This window comes from Enterobacter sp. CFEC122 (assembly GCF_052983755.1).
Map to the genome: position 1 here is coordinate 14,662 of NZ_JBRIQR010000049.1, position 13,606 is coordinate 28,267.

Genomic DNA, 13,606 nt, shown 5'->3' on the forward strand with positions numbered 1-13,606 from the left:
TCACTCTCCTTTACCGGCTGCGGCTGCCGATTCGTCGTATGCGCGCTTGGAAGCATTAAGAATCGCCGCTAAGGGCGTGTAAGCACCTCCTCCTGTGATCGTGTTGTGAATTCCAGCCATTGCTTCACGGAGCTTGCTGTGGCTATCCTCCAGCTCAGCGACGCGAGCTAATAGCTTACTGATGCGCTCCTTGCTCATATCGATAACCTTGTCTTTGTCCTGCCGGAGGGTGTCTATCTGCTTGTCTTTGGCTTCCAGCTCATCCAGCAGCGCAAGAAAGGTAGCGGGGTTAGCAGCGGCGATATATCTCAATACGTTTTCAGACTGTTTCACTCCCCCTGTGGCTTTATTCAGACAGTAGATAGCCTCTGCTCCGCCAACTGTGATATATCCTCGCCCGGGGGCGCTTAGGTCTATTGTGTAGACGTACTGCCAGTCATTTTTTCCGACTGCCTTAGCAGCTTCACGTAATGCGCGTTTGTCGATGTTGCTCATTGGGCGGCCTCCTGGCATTCGGTCATAATTTCAAGTCCAATTTTCTTGGCCAGCGCATGTTCAGCAACTGCTCCATCAGATTTTTCCCAGCCACGCAGCATGAAAACAGCATCAGCGCAGCGGATCATTGCGCAGCAGATATCCATATATTCGCGTTGCTCCAGGCCATCAGGTAAAACGGCAGGATTGAGTACAACATTCCCATCAAGACTTAACTTCAGAGCAAACGCCTTAAATGCAGGACGGTTGAAATCCTTGTATCCTGTCATTGGGCCAGCGATGTAAATTTTTCTGCTCATGACTGCACTCCTTTGCGAAGCTGGGCGGCGAACTCGGGAGCTTTGCGGCATTTGATTCTTTCAATGGCATGGGTGTATCCATCCTGATAGCATTCCTCACCACGCTCTACATATGGGCTCCCAAGGCTGTCGGCAAACATCTCCACACCCTGAGCTCGCACTTCAGCCAGGAAAGCGTCATTGTCCGGGGTTTTGAAATTAACGAGACGCCCCATCACTTCCTGCGCGCGCTGAGTTGAACCGAAGAAATCATCATCCCGCATGAAAGTAATGTTGGAGATTTCATCCTTCAGCCCCGCATTCTCCGCAGCCAGCTTCTCAACCTGCATCTGCAGGTTATCGATAGTCGCATCAGCAGCACGGAACTCGCGCTGAGACTCCGCAAGCTTCTGCTCTAAATCAGAGAACTTACGCACCAGGTATTCAGCAAGCGTTTCGCCAACAATCAGATCAGAAGGAAGGCATTTACCATTAAGAAGACCGTTCATTTCTTTCAGAGTTAATTTCATTTCTGCTCTCCAGTGCGTTGAGCTGCGATAGCTTTGTGCTCGTCGATAATTTCCACGACTTCTGCATGGACCAATCCTTCGAGAGAGATAACACCTGTGTCGCTTATTCCAGCCAGGCTTATCAGCTCTACAAGGCGACGCGCTTTCTTAACGCTAATTTCGGGCGCTATAACGCTTCGGGTAACTTTCTTCTTTCCCTTTGCGGCGGCGGAAGCTTTATCCTTCTGAAGAACCTCACCGGCCTTTTCGCCGAACTCTTTTACGCGGTCAACGGCCACATCTACGGACACGGTCCCGGACTTAACTTCTTTCTGAACGTCGTGGTTAGCCGTGCTGAGTAGCAGGAGCTTTTCGACAGTAGGAACAGACTTGTTGACCAGTTTTGCGATCTCGCTGGTGGTCTGATTGAAGGCGTTATGCAGCTCCTGAATAACTGCAGCCTGCTCCATATCGGAGAGTGGCAGTTGGTTGTTGCTGGTCATGATGCGAGCCAGGCGCTGAACATCGTTACCGTTGAACGGCATGATGTGTATGCGGTCTACTGGCTTTCCAGCTTCAGCACAGCGCGCATAGCAGCGGCGACGGCGGTGACCTTCAACAACCCACACACCACCTTCATCACGGGCGATAACTTCCAGCGGTGGAACTGATCCGCCGTTCATCAGATAGTTGAACAGGTCATCATCTGCCTGGCGGGTGCGCTCGTCGTCTTCACGCTTGTTGAAACCTTCACGAACGTGAATATCGCAAAGAGCGATAAACATCCCGGTATCGGTGCGCTTAATTACACCGGCCTTGGTCATTTGCTTGAATGAATTAGCCATCAGAGAGAAACCTCGTTATTCAGGGAAATGACGACAGGAGTGAGCTCACGCAGTTCTCTCTGAGCTTCCAGCAGGTGCATGTTGGTAGGCGTTTTGGTGTGGCGCCCTTCGATGCGGTCGCACTCTTTGGCCCAGTTGGTGACATCCTCACGCAAGGTTGCATTCTGCTCAGCCAGTCCCTTACGCTGCGCCAACGCTTCACAGAGCGCCACGCTGGTAACATCAAGGCGTGTAGCCAGTTCGTTAACCATCCAGCCGTAAGCGGCTGGAAGGAGAGGGGCGGCCTTACGAGCTGCGTCGATAAGCTGCTCTCTGGTCATGCGTGGTTGTAACTCGGTGACGTTCTGTGTGTTCGTCATGGATAGTTTCTCCGTGTTATAAGCGCTCTGCACAGCGCGGAATTCTTGGTCTAAAAACTTAAAAGAGGCCGCATTGGTCTTTGGGGGATGTGCGTTTTCTCCGGGTAACTTCAGCTTTTGAAACCTGTTTATCTGCCCAGGCTTTCGCATGCCTCATCACATCATCAAAAATCGCGCCTTTCTTACTGGCTTGTGACATGCGCTTATATAAATCAAGTGCTTGCCACGCCCCCCCCCCTGAGCCACCGAAGAGGAAAAGCCTTGCTTAATCAGCTGTTCCCTCACGTTTTTCTCTATAAATTCGAGGTGGTTCATCGTTCCTCCAGTGGAAATATCCGCTGAATTTTGGTTGCACGAATCCCTCGCCAGTTGGCGACAAAAAAAAAGGGTTTCGTTTTAGTAAGCACCCAACCAGGGCACTTAGTGAAACGGGCGGCTGCCACCGCCAGTTAGCTTCTCCACAATTGGGAGCGCGTTCTCCTGAGGTTGATTTAACGACTGAGGCCTCTCAAGGAACCGGCTGAACGCGCTTTCAGTTGTGTAAAAGGGGCGGTCGACATTAAGGACATTCACAACTGCCGACCGCCAAGACTACACACAGCATCTGGTACAGTTACTACGGTTTACCACGGTCCTAACGTGATTCGTTTGTGGTGGCTGGTGCTGAACTCCAGCTCAGTGGCGCGGTGTTTCAATATCGTAACCGCCCGTTCCATCCGCGTTCGATCAGTCCATATGCTCGCTTAGAACGTTTCGCCTGCTTATCTTTTCTCAACCGTTTGGCGGTCAGCCCCGCCATTCACCACAACTGGAAGCGCACTCCGTTCGTTTACTTACCTGTCATCCACAACCGATAGTTAATGGAATGCGCTTTCATGTTGTGTGCCGGGATTCCACCGGCTCCCATCTGTTTTTTAAGCCACTCAGATATCGTCTGGGCTGTCACCTGATCGCCACGCTGGTGAAACGTCTCTGGCTGTCGTACACAACTGGCTTGCACATTCCGGCTACCCGCTGGATCGGGATACTGCCTAAGGAATCCCCGGACCGCTGCGGCACATGTGCCATATGCCGTACTGCAACTACCGATGGTCTTAAACATCATCACCCCGGCGCATAATGAGTATCACCAATAGTAATTAAATGGTCAACACCTGCAGTGATAAAAATATCACGCTTAGTGTTAACTTTATGATTAGTAAGATGAAAAAATATGCAAAAAAAAAGGAGCCGATTGGCTCCTTATTCGAAGATGGTTTCAGGCCATTGGGCCTTGACGACTTTGCCGATTATCCTGCAATTCTCATTACATTCAATGGCCTGATAGCGAGGGCTTGGGTTTAGAGGTTCGAGCCAGGGCTTACCGTCTTCACGAACAAATTTTTTAAAAGTCACCTCTGAATCGTTGAATATACCAGCAACACAGAAATCACCAGGCTCAACATCCTGCTCTGGATCTATGAGTATAAGCATTCCCTCAGGAAAACTCGGTTTTACTCCTGGCGGTGCAGTCATCGAATGACCTGATACCTCAAGCCAAAAGGCAGAATCACTGGCTTTAACAGTTGTTGAAACCCATTCCTTCGCGTCTCGTTCTGTGTATGTATTCACCGGGCAAAAAGAGCCAGCCTGTACTTCGGTTAATAGCGGGTACTCATATACAGAGGAATGATTCCTTCCGTTCGCAATCGCCTCAAACATAGCTGATATCTCAGCTGCTAGGGATGGGCTGAAATCATCGACTTTTACTCCGAGAATTTTAGCGAACTGTGCAGCATGGGTAGCGTTGATAGCATTTGTGCCATTCAGTAACTGAGCGACACCACTTTGTCCCATACCCATTTGTTCAGCCAAAGTCTCCTGTGAGAGCCCCAGCGCTTTTTTCTTGGACTCAAAGATAGCTTTCAGCCTGTTGGCATCGGCGATTTGTTCGGCGGTCAATGGTTTCTTTTTCATTCTCATAATTTATCACCGCACGGCATAATCACCAATCACCGCTAGTGTTGACATATTTATCACTAACAGTGATACTCCTTATGTGCAAACCACGAGGAAAACCAATGAAGATTATTCCGCTCTCTGAATATGTTTTGGAAAACGGTCAGGCCAAAACCGCTGAGGCTCTTGGGGTATACCAAAGCGCCATCAGTAAAGCCCTCAAGCGTAATCGCCGGGTAAATATCCTGGTAAACGAAGACGGGAAAATTGAAGCCGAGGAAGTTCGACCATTCCCTAACAAAAACAAACCTGTTGATCCTGACGTTGCAGTAACACCGTAACCCAGCAACCAACATTTCGTAACTACCAAAGGAAAAACAACATGGTAGAGCCAAGCCTGAAAGAAGTAGTGAAAGCGATGTGTAAAGCGTATCCCGGAGGCCGTGAGGCTATGGCCGGTGCTCTCGGCATGTCAGTGACGCAGTTCAACAACAACCTCTACGAGAAGAACGGCTGTCGATTCTTCGAAGTGAATGAGCTGGAAGCGATGGAGGACATTTCAAACACGTCTCTCCTGGCTGATTACTTCGCGCAACGTCGCGGCGCTCTGCTCGTGGAAGTTCCGCAGCTTGAAGACCTCGATCGCGTAGACCTGTTCACCCGGGCAATGAGAACTGCAGCAGCACGCGGTCAGGTTGATCAGATCATTCAGAAGGCGCTGGAAGATGGAGTGATTGAAGCGCATGAAGCGGAAGAAATTAACGAGTATCACCGCCGTCATCTGGCTGCGCGTGAAGAAGAAATCCGCGCGATTGTCGCGCTGTTTAGCCGTAAGCAAAGCCAAAAAAAGTGACGCCCGCGAGTGTGCAGCTCCGGGCGTCTTGGCGTGTCGTATTCAGTGGAGAAACTAACGCATGAACAGTTTAAACCGATTGAGACCAGCGAAGCAATTCAGATGCCTTCCGCTGGTGGGAAAAGATTCCCCGTTCGGCTATGTGGAGAGATTAAACGACCAGGCTGATACGAACAACTACCAGCCTGAGAACGCGATGGTAGAGGCTTTTGCTCAGATGAACGAGAAGGGGCGCGAGGAATGGCTGAAGTTAACCGGCGATTCAAAGACCACTACGGCGTCCCGGTCCGTGTCATCAGATGGGAGCCACAGACTCGACGCGTTATATACCTTCGCGAAGGGTACGATCATGAGTGCTTCAGCCCTCTTGACCAATTCCAGCGTAAATTTACAGAGTTAAAGGACGACCATGAGCCTGTTGATGCCATCCCGGCCGATAGTGATAAACCCTGACCTTGCGTACAGCATTGGCCTTAACGAGGCCATTGCGTTGCAGCAGGTTAACTACTGGCTTAAAGAAACCACCTCCGGACTGGAGCGTGACGGCGTGCGCTGGATTTACAACACCAACGAGCAGTGGCTGGAGCAGTTCCCGTTCTGGTCTGAGTCTACGCTTAAGCGCACATTCACCCGCCTGAAGCAGCTGGGCGTGCTCAAAGTTGAGCAGCTGAACAAATCTCAGCGCGACATGACGAACTACTACACGATCAACTATGAAAGCGAGCTTTTAGATGAGGTCAAAGTGACCAAATCGAAGAGTTCAAAATGCACTCTTCCATCAGGTCAAAATGAACCGATGGAAGAGGTCAAAGTGAAACACTCCAACGGGTCAAAACGAACCGCTCTCATCAGGTCAAAATGCACTGATGTTCTTACAGAGAATACAACAGAGAATACTACAGATATTAAAAACCCTATTTGTCCGGTTGCGTCGCAACCAGACGGTGAAGTGTTGATCACCGATCAGGCTAAACAGGTCTTAACCCATCTCAACCAGGTGACCAGTTCGCGTTATCAGGTTTCAACAACCTCGCTGCAAAACATTCGTGCCCGAATCGGGGAGGGCTACACCGTTGAAGAATTGTCGCTGGTGGTGGACTACTGCAACGCCAAGTGGAGCGAAGACCTGACGATGGCGGCCTACCTTCGACCACAGACGCTTTTCCAGCCGACCAAGTTCCCTGGCTACCTGAAGTCAGCTACCAGCTGGCATAAAGCTGGCCGTCCACCGCGTGTTAACGGTGAGTGGGTCCGTGAAGATGGGGTTTTCCGCTCCAGTTTCCAGAACACTGACTACAGCAAAGTCCCGGCAGGATTTAGAGGAGCTAACTCATGAGCCTCTTGAAAGACATTCAGATTTTCGTCGCCGCCAACCCTGGCTTAACGAACAAAGAGATAGCGGCATCAATGCGGCAGTACGACGTTCATGCTGTTCAGCGCGGGGTTTGTCACCTGGTCAAACTGAATCGCGCTACCCGCCAGCACAATGGCAAGTGCTACCAGTATTTTGCTAAAGCGCCGGGTGGGCATGTGACCGAAGGGCGTTCTGCACTGAAAATTAACCGAGCTGACGCACCAGCTGCATCAGAACAGGAAGCCGCACCGAACCCGGTAGTAACCGCGATGATGGAAAAAGCACAAGGCCTATTTGAGAAGGGGCTCTTCCAGCGGGCAGCCACTGTTCTGATGGAAGCATTCAACCGCTCAAAAGACGAAGAGCAACGAATGAAGATTCTGATTGAGCGCCAGCGTTGCCTGAGCATGGTACCGAAAGTCAAAACGCCTGCTGACGCATGGTGTCTGGCTGGCCAGGCGAGGAACATCTGATGATTCATTTCCACGGAGGACCAATTACACCTGATACCTGCGCTCTTAAAGCGTGGAAGGGTCGCCATGCGTTCATCAGCTTCGCTAACCCAAGCCAATTAGCTCTGGCCAGCGAAGTCACCCAGTCTTTCGCGCTGGATAACGGCGCATTCAGCTTCTGGGATAAGGGCCAGCCTGTTAACTGGCAAGACTATTACGAATTCGTCAAGGAGTGGATGAATCACCCTCGTTTCGCATTTGCAGTTATCCCGGATGTTATCGGTGGAACCAGCGAAGAGAACGATGCGCTTATCGCTGAATGGCCGCACGGTAAATTCGTCGGTGCACCTGTCTGGCATATGAGCGAACCTGACGAGAGATTCATACGTCTCTGCCATGAGTTTCCTCGTGTCTGCATTGGCTCAATGGGTGAATACGATGCAAAGCGACCACGCGCCTGCAGGGCAAAATTGCGAGACCTTATCCGGCACGTAGTTGATTCAAATGGTTATCCGATTACCAAGCTCCATGGCCTTCGCATGCTGAATAAAGACATTTTTACTCACATACCCCTTTCATCAGCTGACAGCACAAACGTTGCGCGCAATATCGGTATTGATAAGGCATGGGATAAATCAGCCTATGCGCCAGCCAGCAAGGAAACCCGCGCTGCCGTCCTCGTGGAGCGTATTGAGGCATTTAATAGCGCCAGCGCTCTCAAGTATGACGCAGTGCGTGACCGCTTTACTCCACAGCTGGCCTTAGAAATCTGAGGGGGAAGGATACGATGAAATATTCACTGATTTACGCAGACCCAGCCTGGGAATACGGGAACACCGTCAGCAACGGTGCGGCCACCAACCAGACTAACTACGCATTCAATCAGTCCCGCTTTACTGCAAAGGGCGTGCGCTGGATTGGCGGCCTGTGGGCTGAACATATTGCTAAGGGGCAAATTGCGTGAGAGCCATACTGACACCTGAAGTCGCGCCATTGTCCGGAGTGGTGCTGTTTCGCCCTGGTAACGAATTGTTGTGGCTGTTTCGTCGTGGCCGGGTGGTGATTGAAACGCCTTCCGAAGCAATCAAGCACCTGCCATCTGGACTGATTCCTGAAGCGCACCAGCCACTGACGGATGATGTCAGTGTGCAGGAGCTTTTCCTGAATGAGAGAGTTATTCAGCGTGCTGGTGGACTGAGTGGCCTTGATGCCTGGCTGGAACGTAAATTCGAGTGTCAGTGGCCTCACAACGAATGGCACTCAAAGGACTTCACTCTGCTACGCCACGCCCCCGGCAGCATTCGCCTGTGCTGGGGATGCGATAACCAACTGCGTGAACAAACTACTGAAAGACTGGCAGGAATTGCCATGCAGAACCTGGTAAAATGGCTTCTGGAAAGGGTGAATATCATGCTGGGTTTCAGCGCTGACCACACCCTGACGCTGCCGGAGTTTTGCTGGTGGATGGTCCGTAACGACCTGGCTGACCTGATTCCTGAATCAGTGGCTAACCAGGCGCTCCGGATTAAGCCTGAATCGCACAGTTCAGTGATGCGGGAAAGCGATATTGTTCCGTCATTACCGGCAACTGAAATCCTCCAGGAGAAAGTTAAGAAGATAGTCTCGGTGAAGGTCGATCCTGAATCACCGGAATCTTTCATGCTGAGGCCAAAGCGCCGCCGCTGGGAGAACGAGAAGTACACCCGCTGGGTGAAGTCGCAGCAGTGCAGTTGCTGCAATAACCCGGCAGACGACCCCCACCACCTGATAGGCCACGGGCAGGGTGGAATGGGGACCAAAGCGCATGACCTGTTTGTGATACCGCTGTGCAGAGCGCATCACGACGAGTTGCACGCTGATCCTGTGGCATTTGAAGCGAAGCACGGCGACCAGCTGGTGCTGTTGTTTCGGTTTTTAGATCGTGCGCTGGAAATCGGCGTATTAGCATGAACAGTGGAGATAACATGCGTGATATTCAGATGGTTTTAGAACGCTGGGGCGGGTGGGCTGCGAGTGATAGCTCAGGCGTTGATTACTCGCCGATCGCAGCTGGTTTTAAGGGACTGCTTCCCCAGACTAGTAAAACGCGCCTGTCTTGTTCTGACGATGATGCCCTAGTCATTGAGGGCTGCCTGGCTCGCTTGCAGAAGAAGAAGCCTTATGAGCATTCGCTGTTGGTGGCTCATTATCTATACGGTATTTCTAAGCGAAAGATAGCCAAAGCGCGCAAGAAAGATGAAAAGCTTATCCGCATTGAAATACAAATGGCTGAGGGGTTTATCGATGGATGTCTCAGTATGTTGGATATAAAACTTGAAATGGACAGCTGACTGATAGTGAAAACATAGGCCTCATATAAGGCCTATGTTATAAATGTGGGAAAATGTTACGCAGAGCGTACCAACACCTTGAAAAGGTGTATAAAGAAATCATTAGGGAAGAAAGACCAAGCAAAATAAACACATAGTCAATCGGGTTACCTTTGACAAGCAAGTCATCCGGGAGAAACATTGCTATCAGGGGAAAGAAACAAGCAACAATCAATGTTGCACCAGTTGATAATAACCGCTTGATTATCAAAGGAAGAATGTTATTCCTTTTAAGCGCATTTATCGCTCCGTCTTCGTCACTTTTTGCACTGCTAAAAATCGAGATGGCGGCGAGAACAAACCCGAATAAGATTCCTGAAACGGTTGACAGGACCCCGGCAGTGGTCAAAACATCTGCGTGCTTCATAGGTTTAAAGACCAACGAAGCACCGTAAGCGATGGCTAAAAGGAGGGCTAGTTTCCAAAGTAGAGTTAAAAACACTCTCATTGTAACCTCCTTGGCAATTTTATGATCTTACTGCGAGCTCAAACTGAGCAAGGTAAGCTGAATTTTCAATTTTAGCAGATGTCATAGCGATTCTGATATCAGAATCAGACGGATAACCACTTTTTACAACAATTGTGCGTGTCCCAATCAAAACTTGATCAAGTAAGCTAGTAGGGGTTGTATTAGATGGTTCTGTAACATCAATTTTTTTGATTTGTAATCCACCTGACCCCTTTGGAAACAGTTCGATCAGCTCTTTTATTGCATCAGTTACACAGGTTTTAAGATAGTTGAAGCCAGCTTTCTTGGGGCGGATACGACCTCGCATATTGAGTCTAAGATGAGAACCGCCCATACCAACAACCATGTCGACTATGTCCTTAGTCAGCTCATGTTTGAAGTTATAGTTGGATTTATTGAAATTCCTTGGTGCGGCAACGGTCAAGTCAAAACTTCGTAAGATGTTGCCATCTTCCAGAAGGTCTTTCATGCTTTCGTGCTTCCAGATTGCCTCAAAACGGATGTTCTGCATTTGGGTCTTATTGTAAAGAATGAAGGACAAATCGTTCACCTTTGGCCCCAAATGATTGAGTGTCATTACTAACAGATCGGTTTCGTAGTAATAGATGAAGTAGGTTCTTTCTACAACAGAGTCCTTCTCACTCAACGGAATGGTTCTTTCACTTCCCGTCAGCCCATCCTCAATGAATGGAAGAAGACAGTCCCTTCTCCAAGAAATATACCCAAAATAACTATGTTGCTTGTCATCCTTATCAAGGATTACAAGTTTTAGTCCGCGGTTTTGGGTCTCAGCTGTATGAACATAAGGGAACGATGCTGGAGCAGTCCCAAGCATTTGCTCGAAAGCAAGATTTGCAACTGACGGGCCATCTTTTTTGCTTCCATTACCTGTGAAAAAGCCGACGCGTACTCTTCGAGTTTTCTTTTGTTCTTCTGTAGTCATTACAGTTCCAATTAAATCAAGAGGCATGGCCCTAAAATTACTATGTTTTTGATAAAAAATCATTACCGCGGTCCGCATTTTATAGTTTACTGTGTTAAGAGTGGTTTCTACGCCACGGACTTAAAACGATTTCTAAACCTCGCTCCGGCGGGGTTTTGTCATTTTTGAGGCTGCCTACGGGTGGCCTTTTTTGTTTCCCCTCGTTTTGAGAGGACTCACGGCGATTATGTATTGACCGCTCGAATGGATTAGTCGTAACTTATTCTTGTGGTGAATCCTTTCTAAGCGAGAGGGCGTTCCAGTCAACTGCTATCTGCAGGTATGCGCGCGTCTTTGCTGACTGGGGTAGAGTCACCGGGAGGCACCCGGCACCATGACAACAACAATAAGATATTCAAATTCCTTGAGAGCCTGCCATAAACCGCAGGCTTTTTTTTTATGGTTTTGCAAACTGCTGCTACGCTTTGAGTTGTGGGAAGTAACTGAATGCTCTTCGGTTCTCCTTAGCCAATAGTGAATCAGCCGATACAGCTTCACTTCTGAGCATAGGCCTGTCTCACACCTACCTTACAAATAGTCAACTCATTAGCCCGCCTTCAAAAGCGGGCTTTTTTTATTCCCAAAACCGCACCCGCATAGAGCGAGGTGAGAGCATGCATCGAATGGAAAAAATAACGACGGGTATTGCATACGGCGCATCTGGAGGGGGTACCGGATACTGGTTGCTTCAGCTCCTCGATAAAGTATCCCCCTCGCAATGGGCGGCCATTGGTGTGCTCGGTAGCCTCATGTTTGGTTTGCTGACGTGGTTAACGAGTCTGTACTTCCAAATCAAAGCGGATCGCCGCAAAGCTGCGCGGGGTGAATGATGTCGAACAAAGCAAAGCTCAGCGCAGCAGTGCTGGCGCTAATCGCGTCAGGGGCATCAGCTCCACTCATTTTCGACCAATTCATCAGCGAGAAAGAAGGCAATGCGCTGGTGGCCGTTGTTGATCCGGGTGGGGTCTGGTCTTTATGTCACGGCGTGACCGTTATAGATGGCAGGCGTGTTGTTAAAGGCATGACGGCCACTGAGGAACAATGCCGCAAGGTTAACGCTATTGAACGCGATAAGGCATTAGCCTGGGTTGATCGCAATATCAAAGTCACTCTGACGGAGCCGCAGAAGGTCGGCATCGCATCTTTCTGCCCGTACAACATCGGGCCGGGTAAATGCTTCCCGTCCACGTTCTATAAGCGCATCAATGCTGGTGACCGGAAAGGGGCATGTGAAGCTATCCGCTGGTGGATTAAAGACGGTGGCCGTGATTGCCGACTAACCAAAGGCCAGAAGAATGGCTGCTATGGGCAGGTCGAGCGGCGAGATCAAGAAAGTGCGCTGGCATGCTGGGGGCTGGACCAATGAAAATTAATCCAGGTCTTATCGGTGTTGTCGTTATTGCTGTCCTTTCGGTCGCCCTCGTTAAGAGTTGCTCGGACGCCAGTAACCTTCAGAGCGAGAACGACATTCTGCGAAGTGACAACTCTTTGCAGGGGCAGGTAATCGCCACCCAGGCATTCAACTTCAATCGGTTCAATCAGGTTGCAGAACATGCCAATAAGCTTAACTCCCTGATCGACACCAGCACCGAAGAAACCGTAATCGAATACCGGGAGATTCTCCGTCGTGAAAAAACCTGTGATCTGCCTGTTCCTGCTGATGTCGCTGGTGGGCTGCTCGAATACGCGCACCGTTTACGTGCCAGCGCCATGTACACCGATACCAACAGACCTTACGCAGCCGATGATCGTTCCGCTGCCGCCAGCTCAATGACGTACTGCCAGGCTGTTTTGTGGATTAAGCCGCTGCTGGCCGTCATCGAGAAGGGTAACAATCACTTCGCTGGCATAAGGCAGATAGAAATAGAAAGAAAAAACTAGGGATGGCTCGTCCTTGAGCACACGGGTATTGCTGAACGACGGCTTTACCTGACATAGCAAAGCACCATTAAATTGTAGAAAAGACTCGATATTTAACAAGCGAAGCGCAGCATTGTAAAAAAATGCCCTCACGAAGAGGGCTACCAGAGTCTCAGTTTCACTTGCTCTTTTTATAGATGTTTCCCTGGAGTTGGCAAACTCCTCATCAGAGTCATGATTAGCGTAGCAACCTGCCAGTAATCAACAAGCATAAGCGGAAAGGATTAAGATTTAACTTAGGCAGAAATTTTGTCGTTTAAAGCCAGATTACCTATCTGATCACGACATCCACGTTATGGACCGCCAGACGAAGAAAGACATCCTGGCGCATAACAAAGCATGGCAGACTAACTGTAAATAAAAATTATGCAGGGAAGTAGCTCCCTGCATAAAAGTCGTCGTTGTAATTTTAAGCGCTTTAGATGCTTGAAGAGATAGCTGCAAGTAATGCCGTTATGGCTGGATAGATAGTTACGGCATTTGCAGTTAGTGTTGATACGGTTTCTACCCTTTCAAGAAAGCTTGGATTTTTTTTATCATTAAGAGATGTCATTGCGTAGAGCAATTTCATACGCTCTTGGCTACCTAACTCAAAGAGTTCTAAGTTGTCGTAAATTAATCTTTTGAGTTTAATTAATTCTTCTGAATCAGTATGCGCTGTTATATGTAAATCTTTAGAGCTAAAGTTTTCAACGTTATCCCCATAAATAGCTGTTTCGTGACCATTTATGTGAGTTCCATCAAGATCAATGTCTTTGCAATTTTTGAATACTATTGCAGCTT

At 49.2% G+C, this 13,606-nt stretch carries 21 protein-coding genes and 1 pseudogene; 12 read left to right on the forward strand and 10 right to left on the reverse strand.

What is annotated here, in order from left to right; genetic code table 11:
- The 7 genes from ACVCAM_RS23225 to ACVCAM_RS23255 all read right to left on the reverse strand — a co-directional run bounded on the left by ACVCAM_RS23225 (position 1) and on the right by ACVCAM_RS23255 (position 4,448).
- Entirely contained in the window at positions 1-495 is a 495-nt protein-coding gene (locus ACVCAM_RS23225; RefSeq protein WP_447093692.1) for an ead/Ea22-like family protein, read from the reverse strand.
- Positions 492-794: a DUF4406 domain-containing protein gene (locus tag ACVCAM_RS23230; RefSeq protein WP_447093693.1), complete on the reverse strand. Its 303-nt coding sequence runs from the start codon at positions 792-794 to the stop codon at positions 492-494. The genes ACVCAM_RS23225 and ACVCAM_RS23230 overlap by 4 nt, the downstream gene beginning before the upstream one ends.
- Positions 791-1,303 carry a hypothetical protein gene (locus ACVCAM_RS23235; protein WP_447093694.1) on the reverse strand — a complete coding sequence of 171 codons (513 nt, stop codon included), beginning with the start codon at positions 1,301-1,303 and terminating at the stop codon, positions 791-793. The genes ACVCAM_RS23230 and ACVCAM_RS23235 overlap by 4 nt, the downstream gene beginning before the upstream one ends.
- A complete protein-coding gene (locus tag ACVCAM_RS23240; RefSeq protein ID WP_447093695.1) occupies positions 1,300-2,127 on the reverse strand; it encodes a chromosome partitioning protein ParB in 828 nt (275 codons plus the stop codon). The genes ACVCAM_RS23235 and ACVCAM_RS23240 overlap by 4 nt, the downstream gene beginning before the upstream one ends.
- Entirely contained in the window at positions 2,127-2,486 is a 360-nt protein-coding gene (locus ACVCAM_RS23245) for a hypothetical protein (RefSeq protein WP_447093696.1), read from the reverse strand. Before ACVCAM_RS23245 ends, ACVCAM_RS23240 begins: the two co-directional genes overlap by 1 nt.
- A gap of 156 nt (positions 2,487-2,642) precedes the next feature.
- Complete coding sequence (locus ACVCAM_RS23250; RefSeq protein WP_447093697.1) at positions 2,643-2,801, reverse strand: hypothetical protein; 159 nt, start codon at positions 2,799-2,801, stop codon at positions 2,643-2,645.
- Between the two features lie 927 nt (positions 2,802-3,728).
- Entirely contained in the window at positions 3,729-4,448 is a 720-nt protein-coding gene (locus tag ACVCAM_RS23255) for a LexA family protein (protein ID WP_063618115.1), read from the reverse strand.
- 98 nt (positions 4,449-4,546) lie between these two features.
- Here ACVCAM_RS23255 and ACVCAM_RS23260 point away from each other — a divergent pair, with 98 nt between their 5' ends.
- The 9 genes and pseudogenes from ACVCAM_RS23260 (at position 4,547) to ACVCAM_RS23300 (ending at position 9,413) form a co-directional block, all read left to right on the forward strand.
- Positions 4,547-4,765 (forward strand): Cro/CI family transcriptional regulator, encoded by a 219-nt coding sequence (locus ACVCAM_RS23260; protein ID WP_023337114.1) that lies wholly within the window; start codon positions 4,547-4,549, stop codon positions 4,763-4,765.
- Between the two features lie 41 nt (positions 4,766-4,806).
- Positions 4,807-5,277 carry a YmfL family putative regulatory protein gene (locus tag ACVCAM_RS23265; protein ID WP_116311712.1) on the forward strand — a complete coding sequence of 157 codons (471 nt, stop codon included), beginning with the start codon at positions 4,807-4,809 and terminating at the stop codon, positions 5,275-5,277.
- 240 nt (positions 5,278-5,517) lie between these two features.
- The gene (locus tag ACVCAM_RS23270) at positions 5,518-5,730 is read left to right on the forward strand and encodes a DUF4222 domain-containing protein (protein ID WP_074168479.1); all 213 of its coding nucleotides are present in this window, start codon (positions 5,518-5,520) and stop codon (positions 5,728-5,730) included.
- A complete protein-coding gene (locus ACVCAM_RS23275) occupies positions 5,687-6,613 on the forward strand; it encodes a conserved phage C-terminal domain-containing protein (RefSeq protein WP_422699588.1) in 927 nt (308 codons plus the stop codon). The genes ACVCAM_RS23270 and ACVCAM_RS23275 overlap by 44 nt, the downstream gene beginning before the upstream one ends.
- A complete protein-coding gene (locus tag ACVCAM_RS23280) occupies positions 6,610-7,104 on the forward strand; it encodes a hypothetical protein (protein WP_447093698.1) in 495 nt (164 codons plus the stop codon). Before ACVCAM_RS23275 ends, ACVCAM_RS23280 begins: the two co-directional genes overlap by 4 nt.
- Positions 7,104-7,856, forward strand: coding sequence for a hypothetical protein (locus ACVCAM_RS23285; protein WP_025760119.1), 753 nt, complete (start codon positions 7,104-7,106; stop codon positions 7,854-7,856). The genes ACVCAM_RS23280 and ACVCAM_RS23285 overlap by 1 nt, the downstream gene beginning before the upstream one ends.
- A gap of 92 nt (positions 7,857-7,948) precedes the next feature.
- Positions 7,949-8,047: pseudogene (locus ACVCAM_RS23290) on the forward strand (phage regulatory protein/antirepressor Ant); the annotation flags it as partial.
- Positions 8,044-9,033 carry a DUF968 domain-containing protein gene (locus ACVCAM_RS23295; RefSeq protein WP_447093699.1) on the forward strand — a complete coding sequence of 330 codons (990 nt, stop codon included), beginning with the start codon at positions 8,044-8,046 and terminating at the stop codon, positions 9,031-9,033. The pseudogene ACVCAM_RS23290 and the gene ACVCAM_RS23295, both read left to right, overlap by 4 nt.
- Before the next feature lie 14 nt (positions 9,034-9,047).
- The gene (locus tag ACVCAM_RS23300; protein ID WP_060458744.1) at positions 9,048-9,413 is read left to right on the forward strand and encodes an antiterminator Q family protein; all 366 of its coding nucleotides are present in this window, start codon (positions 9,048-9,050) and stop codon (positions 9,411-9,413) included.
- Positions 9,414-9,450: 37 nt separating this feature from the next.
- Here the strand turns inward: ACVCAM_RS23300 and ACVCAM_RS23305 are convergent, their stop codons facing one another.
- Complete coding sequence (locus ACVCAM_RS23305; protein WP_060458743.1) at positions 9,451-9,900, reverse strand: hypothetical protein; 450 nt, start codon at positions 9,898-9,900, stop codon at positions 9,451-9,453.
- A gap of 19 nt (positions 9,901-9,919) precedes the next feature.
- Positions 9,920-10,927: a hypothetical protein gene (locus tag ACVCAM_RS23310; protein WP_226856323.1), complete on the reverse strand. Its 1,008-nt coding sequence runs from the start codon at positions 10,925-10,927 to the stop codon at positions 9,920-9,922.
- A 590-nt stretch (positions 10,928-11,517) separates the two neighbouring features.
- Between ACVCAM_RS23310 and ACVCAM_RS23315 the strand changes: the two genes are divergently transcribed.
- From ACVCAM_RS23315 to ACVCAM_RS23325, 3 genes are read left to right on the forward strand one after another with little or no spacing between them, the layout of a single operon-like run.
- Positions 11,518-11,733: a class II holin family protein gene (locus tag ACVCAM_RS23315; RefSeq protein ID WP_046091683.1), complete on the forward strand. Its 216-nt coding sequence runs from the start codon at positions 11,518-11,520 to the stop codon at positions 11,731-11,733.
- A complete protein-coding gene (locus ACVCAM_RS23320; RefSeq protein WP_447093702.1) occupies positions 11,733-12,269 on the forward strand; it encodes a lysozyme in 537 nt (178 codons plus the stop codon). Before ACVCAM_RS23315 ends, ACVCAM_RS23320 begins: the two co-directional genes overlap by 1 nt.
- A complete protein-coding gene (locus ACVCAM_RS23325; protein WP_447093700.1) occupies positions 12,266-12,784 on the forward strand; it encodes a hypothetical protein in 519 nt (172 codons plus the stop codon). The genes ACVCAM_RS23320 and ACVCAM_RS23325 overlap by 4 nt, the downstream gene beginning before the upstream one ends.
- A 457-nt stretch (positions 12,785-13,241) precedes the next feature.
- On the opposite strand, the gene ACVCAM_RS23330 is transcribed toward ACVCAM_RS23325, so the two are convergent.
- Positions 13,242-13,606 (reverse strand): hypothetical protein (locus ACVCAM_RS23330; RefSeq protein WP_447093701.1); only part of this gene is annotated, 365 nt, incomplete at its 5' end.

Coding starts and splice junctions, on each gene's coding strand:
- ACVCAM_RS23280 (WP_447093698.1), top strand. CDS start 6,610: ATGAGCCTCTTGAAAGACATTCAGATTTTCGTCGCCGCCAACCCTGGC.
- ACVCAM_RS23310 (WP_226856323.1), bottom strand. CDS start 10,927: ATGATTTTTTATCAAAAACATAGTAATTTTAGGGCCATGCCTCTTGAT.
- ACVCAM_RS23265 (WP_116311712.1), top strand. CDS start 4,807: ATGGTAGAGCCAAGCCTGAAAGAAGTAGTGAAAGCGATGTGTAAAGCG.
- ACVCAM_RS23240 (WP_447093695.1), bottom strand. CDS start 2,127: ATGGCTAATTCATTCAAGCAAATGACCAAGGCCGGTGTAATTAAGCGC.
- ACVCAM_RS23235 (WP_447093694.1), bottom strand. CDS start 1,303: ATGAAATTAACTCTGAAAGAAATGAACGGTCTTCTTAATGGTAAATGC.
- ACVCAM_RS23315 (WP_046091683.1), top strand. CDS start 11,518: ATGCATCGAATGGAAAAAATAACGACGGGTATTGCATACGGCGCATCT.
- ACVCAM_RS23255 (WP_063618115.1), bottom strand. CDS start 4,448: ATGAGAATGAAAAAGAAACCATTGACCGCCGAACAAATCGCCGATGCC.
- ACVCAM_RS23250 (WP_447093697.1), bottom strand. CDS start 2,801: ATGAACCACCTCGAATTTATAGAGAAAAACGTGAGGGAACAGCTGATT.
- ACVCAM_RS23325 (WP_447093700.1), top strand. CDS start 12,266: ATGAAAATTAATCCAGGTCTTATCGGTGTTGTCGTTATTGCTGTCCTT.
- ACVCAM_RS23260 (WP_023337114.1), top strand. CDS start 4,547: ATGAAGATTATTCCGCTCTCTGAATATGTTTTGGAAAACGGTCAGGCC.
- ACVCAM_RS23270 (WP_074168479.1), top strand. CDS start 5,518: ATGGCTGAAGTTAACCGGCGATTCAAAGACCACTACGGCGTCCCGGTC.
- ACVCAM_RS23300 (WP_060458744.1), top strand. CDS start 9,048: ATGCGTGATATTCAGATGGTTTTAGAACGCTGGGGCGGGTGGGCTGCG.
- ACVCAM_RS23305 (WP_060458743.1), bottom strand. CDS start 9,900: ATGAGAGTGTTTTTAACTCTACTTTGGAAACTAGCCCTCCTTTTAGCC.
- ACVCAM_RS23285 (WP_025760119.1), top strand. CDS start 7,104: ATGATTCATTTCCACGGAGGACCAATTACACCTGATACCTGCGCTCTT.
- ACVCAM_RS23320 (WP_447093702.1), top strand. CDS start 11,733: ATGTCGAACAAAGCAAAGCTCAGCGCAGCAGTGCTGGCGCTAATCGCG.
- ACVCAM_RS23225 (WP_447093692.1), bottom strand. CDS start 495: ATGAGCAACATCGACAAACGCGCATTACGTGAAGCTGCTAAGGCAGTC.
- ACVCAM_RS23275 (WP_422699588.1), top strand. CDS start 5,687: ATGAGCCTGTTGATGCCATCCCGGCCGATAGTGATAAACCCTGACCTT.
- ACVCAM_RS23230 (WP_447093693.1), bottom strand. CDS start 794: ATGAGCAGAAAAATTTACATCGCTGGCCCAATGACAGGATACAAGGAT.
- ACVCAM_RS23245 (WP_447093696.1), bottom strand. CDS start 2,486: ATGACGAACACACAGAACGTCACCGAGTTACAACCACGCATGACCAGA.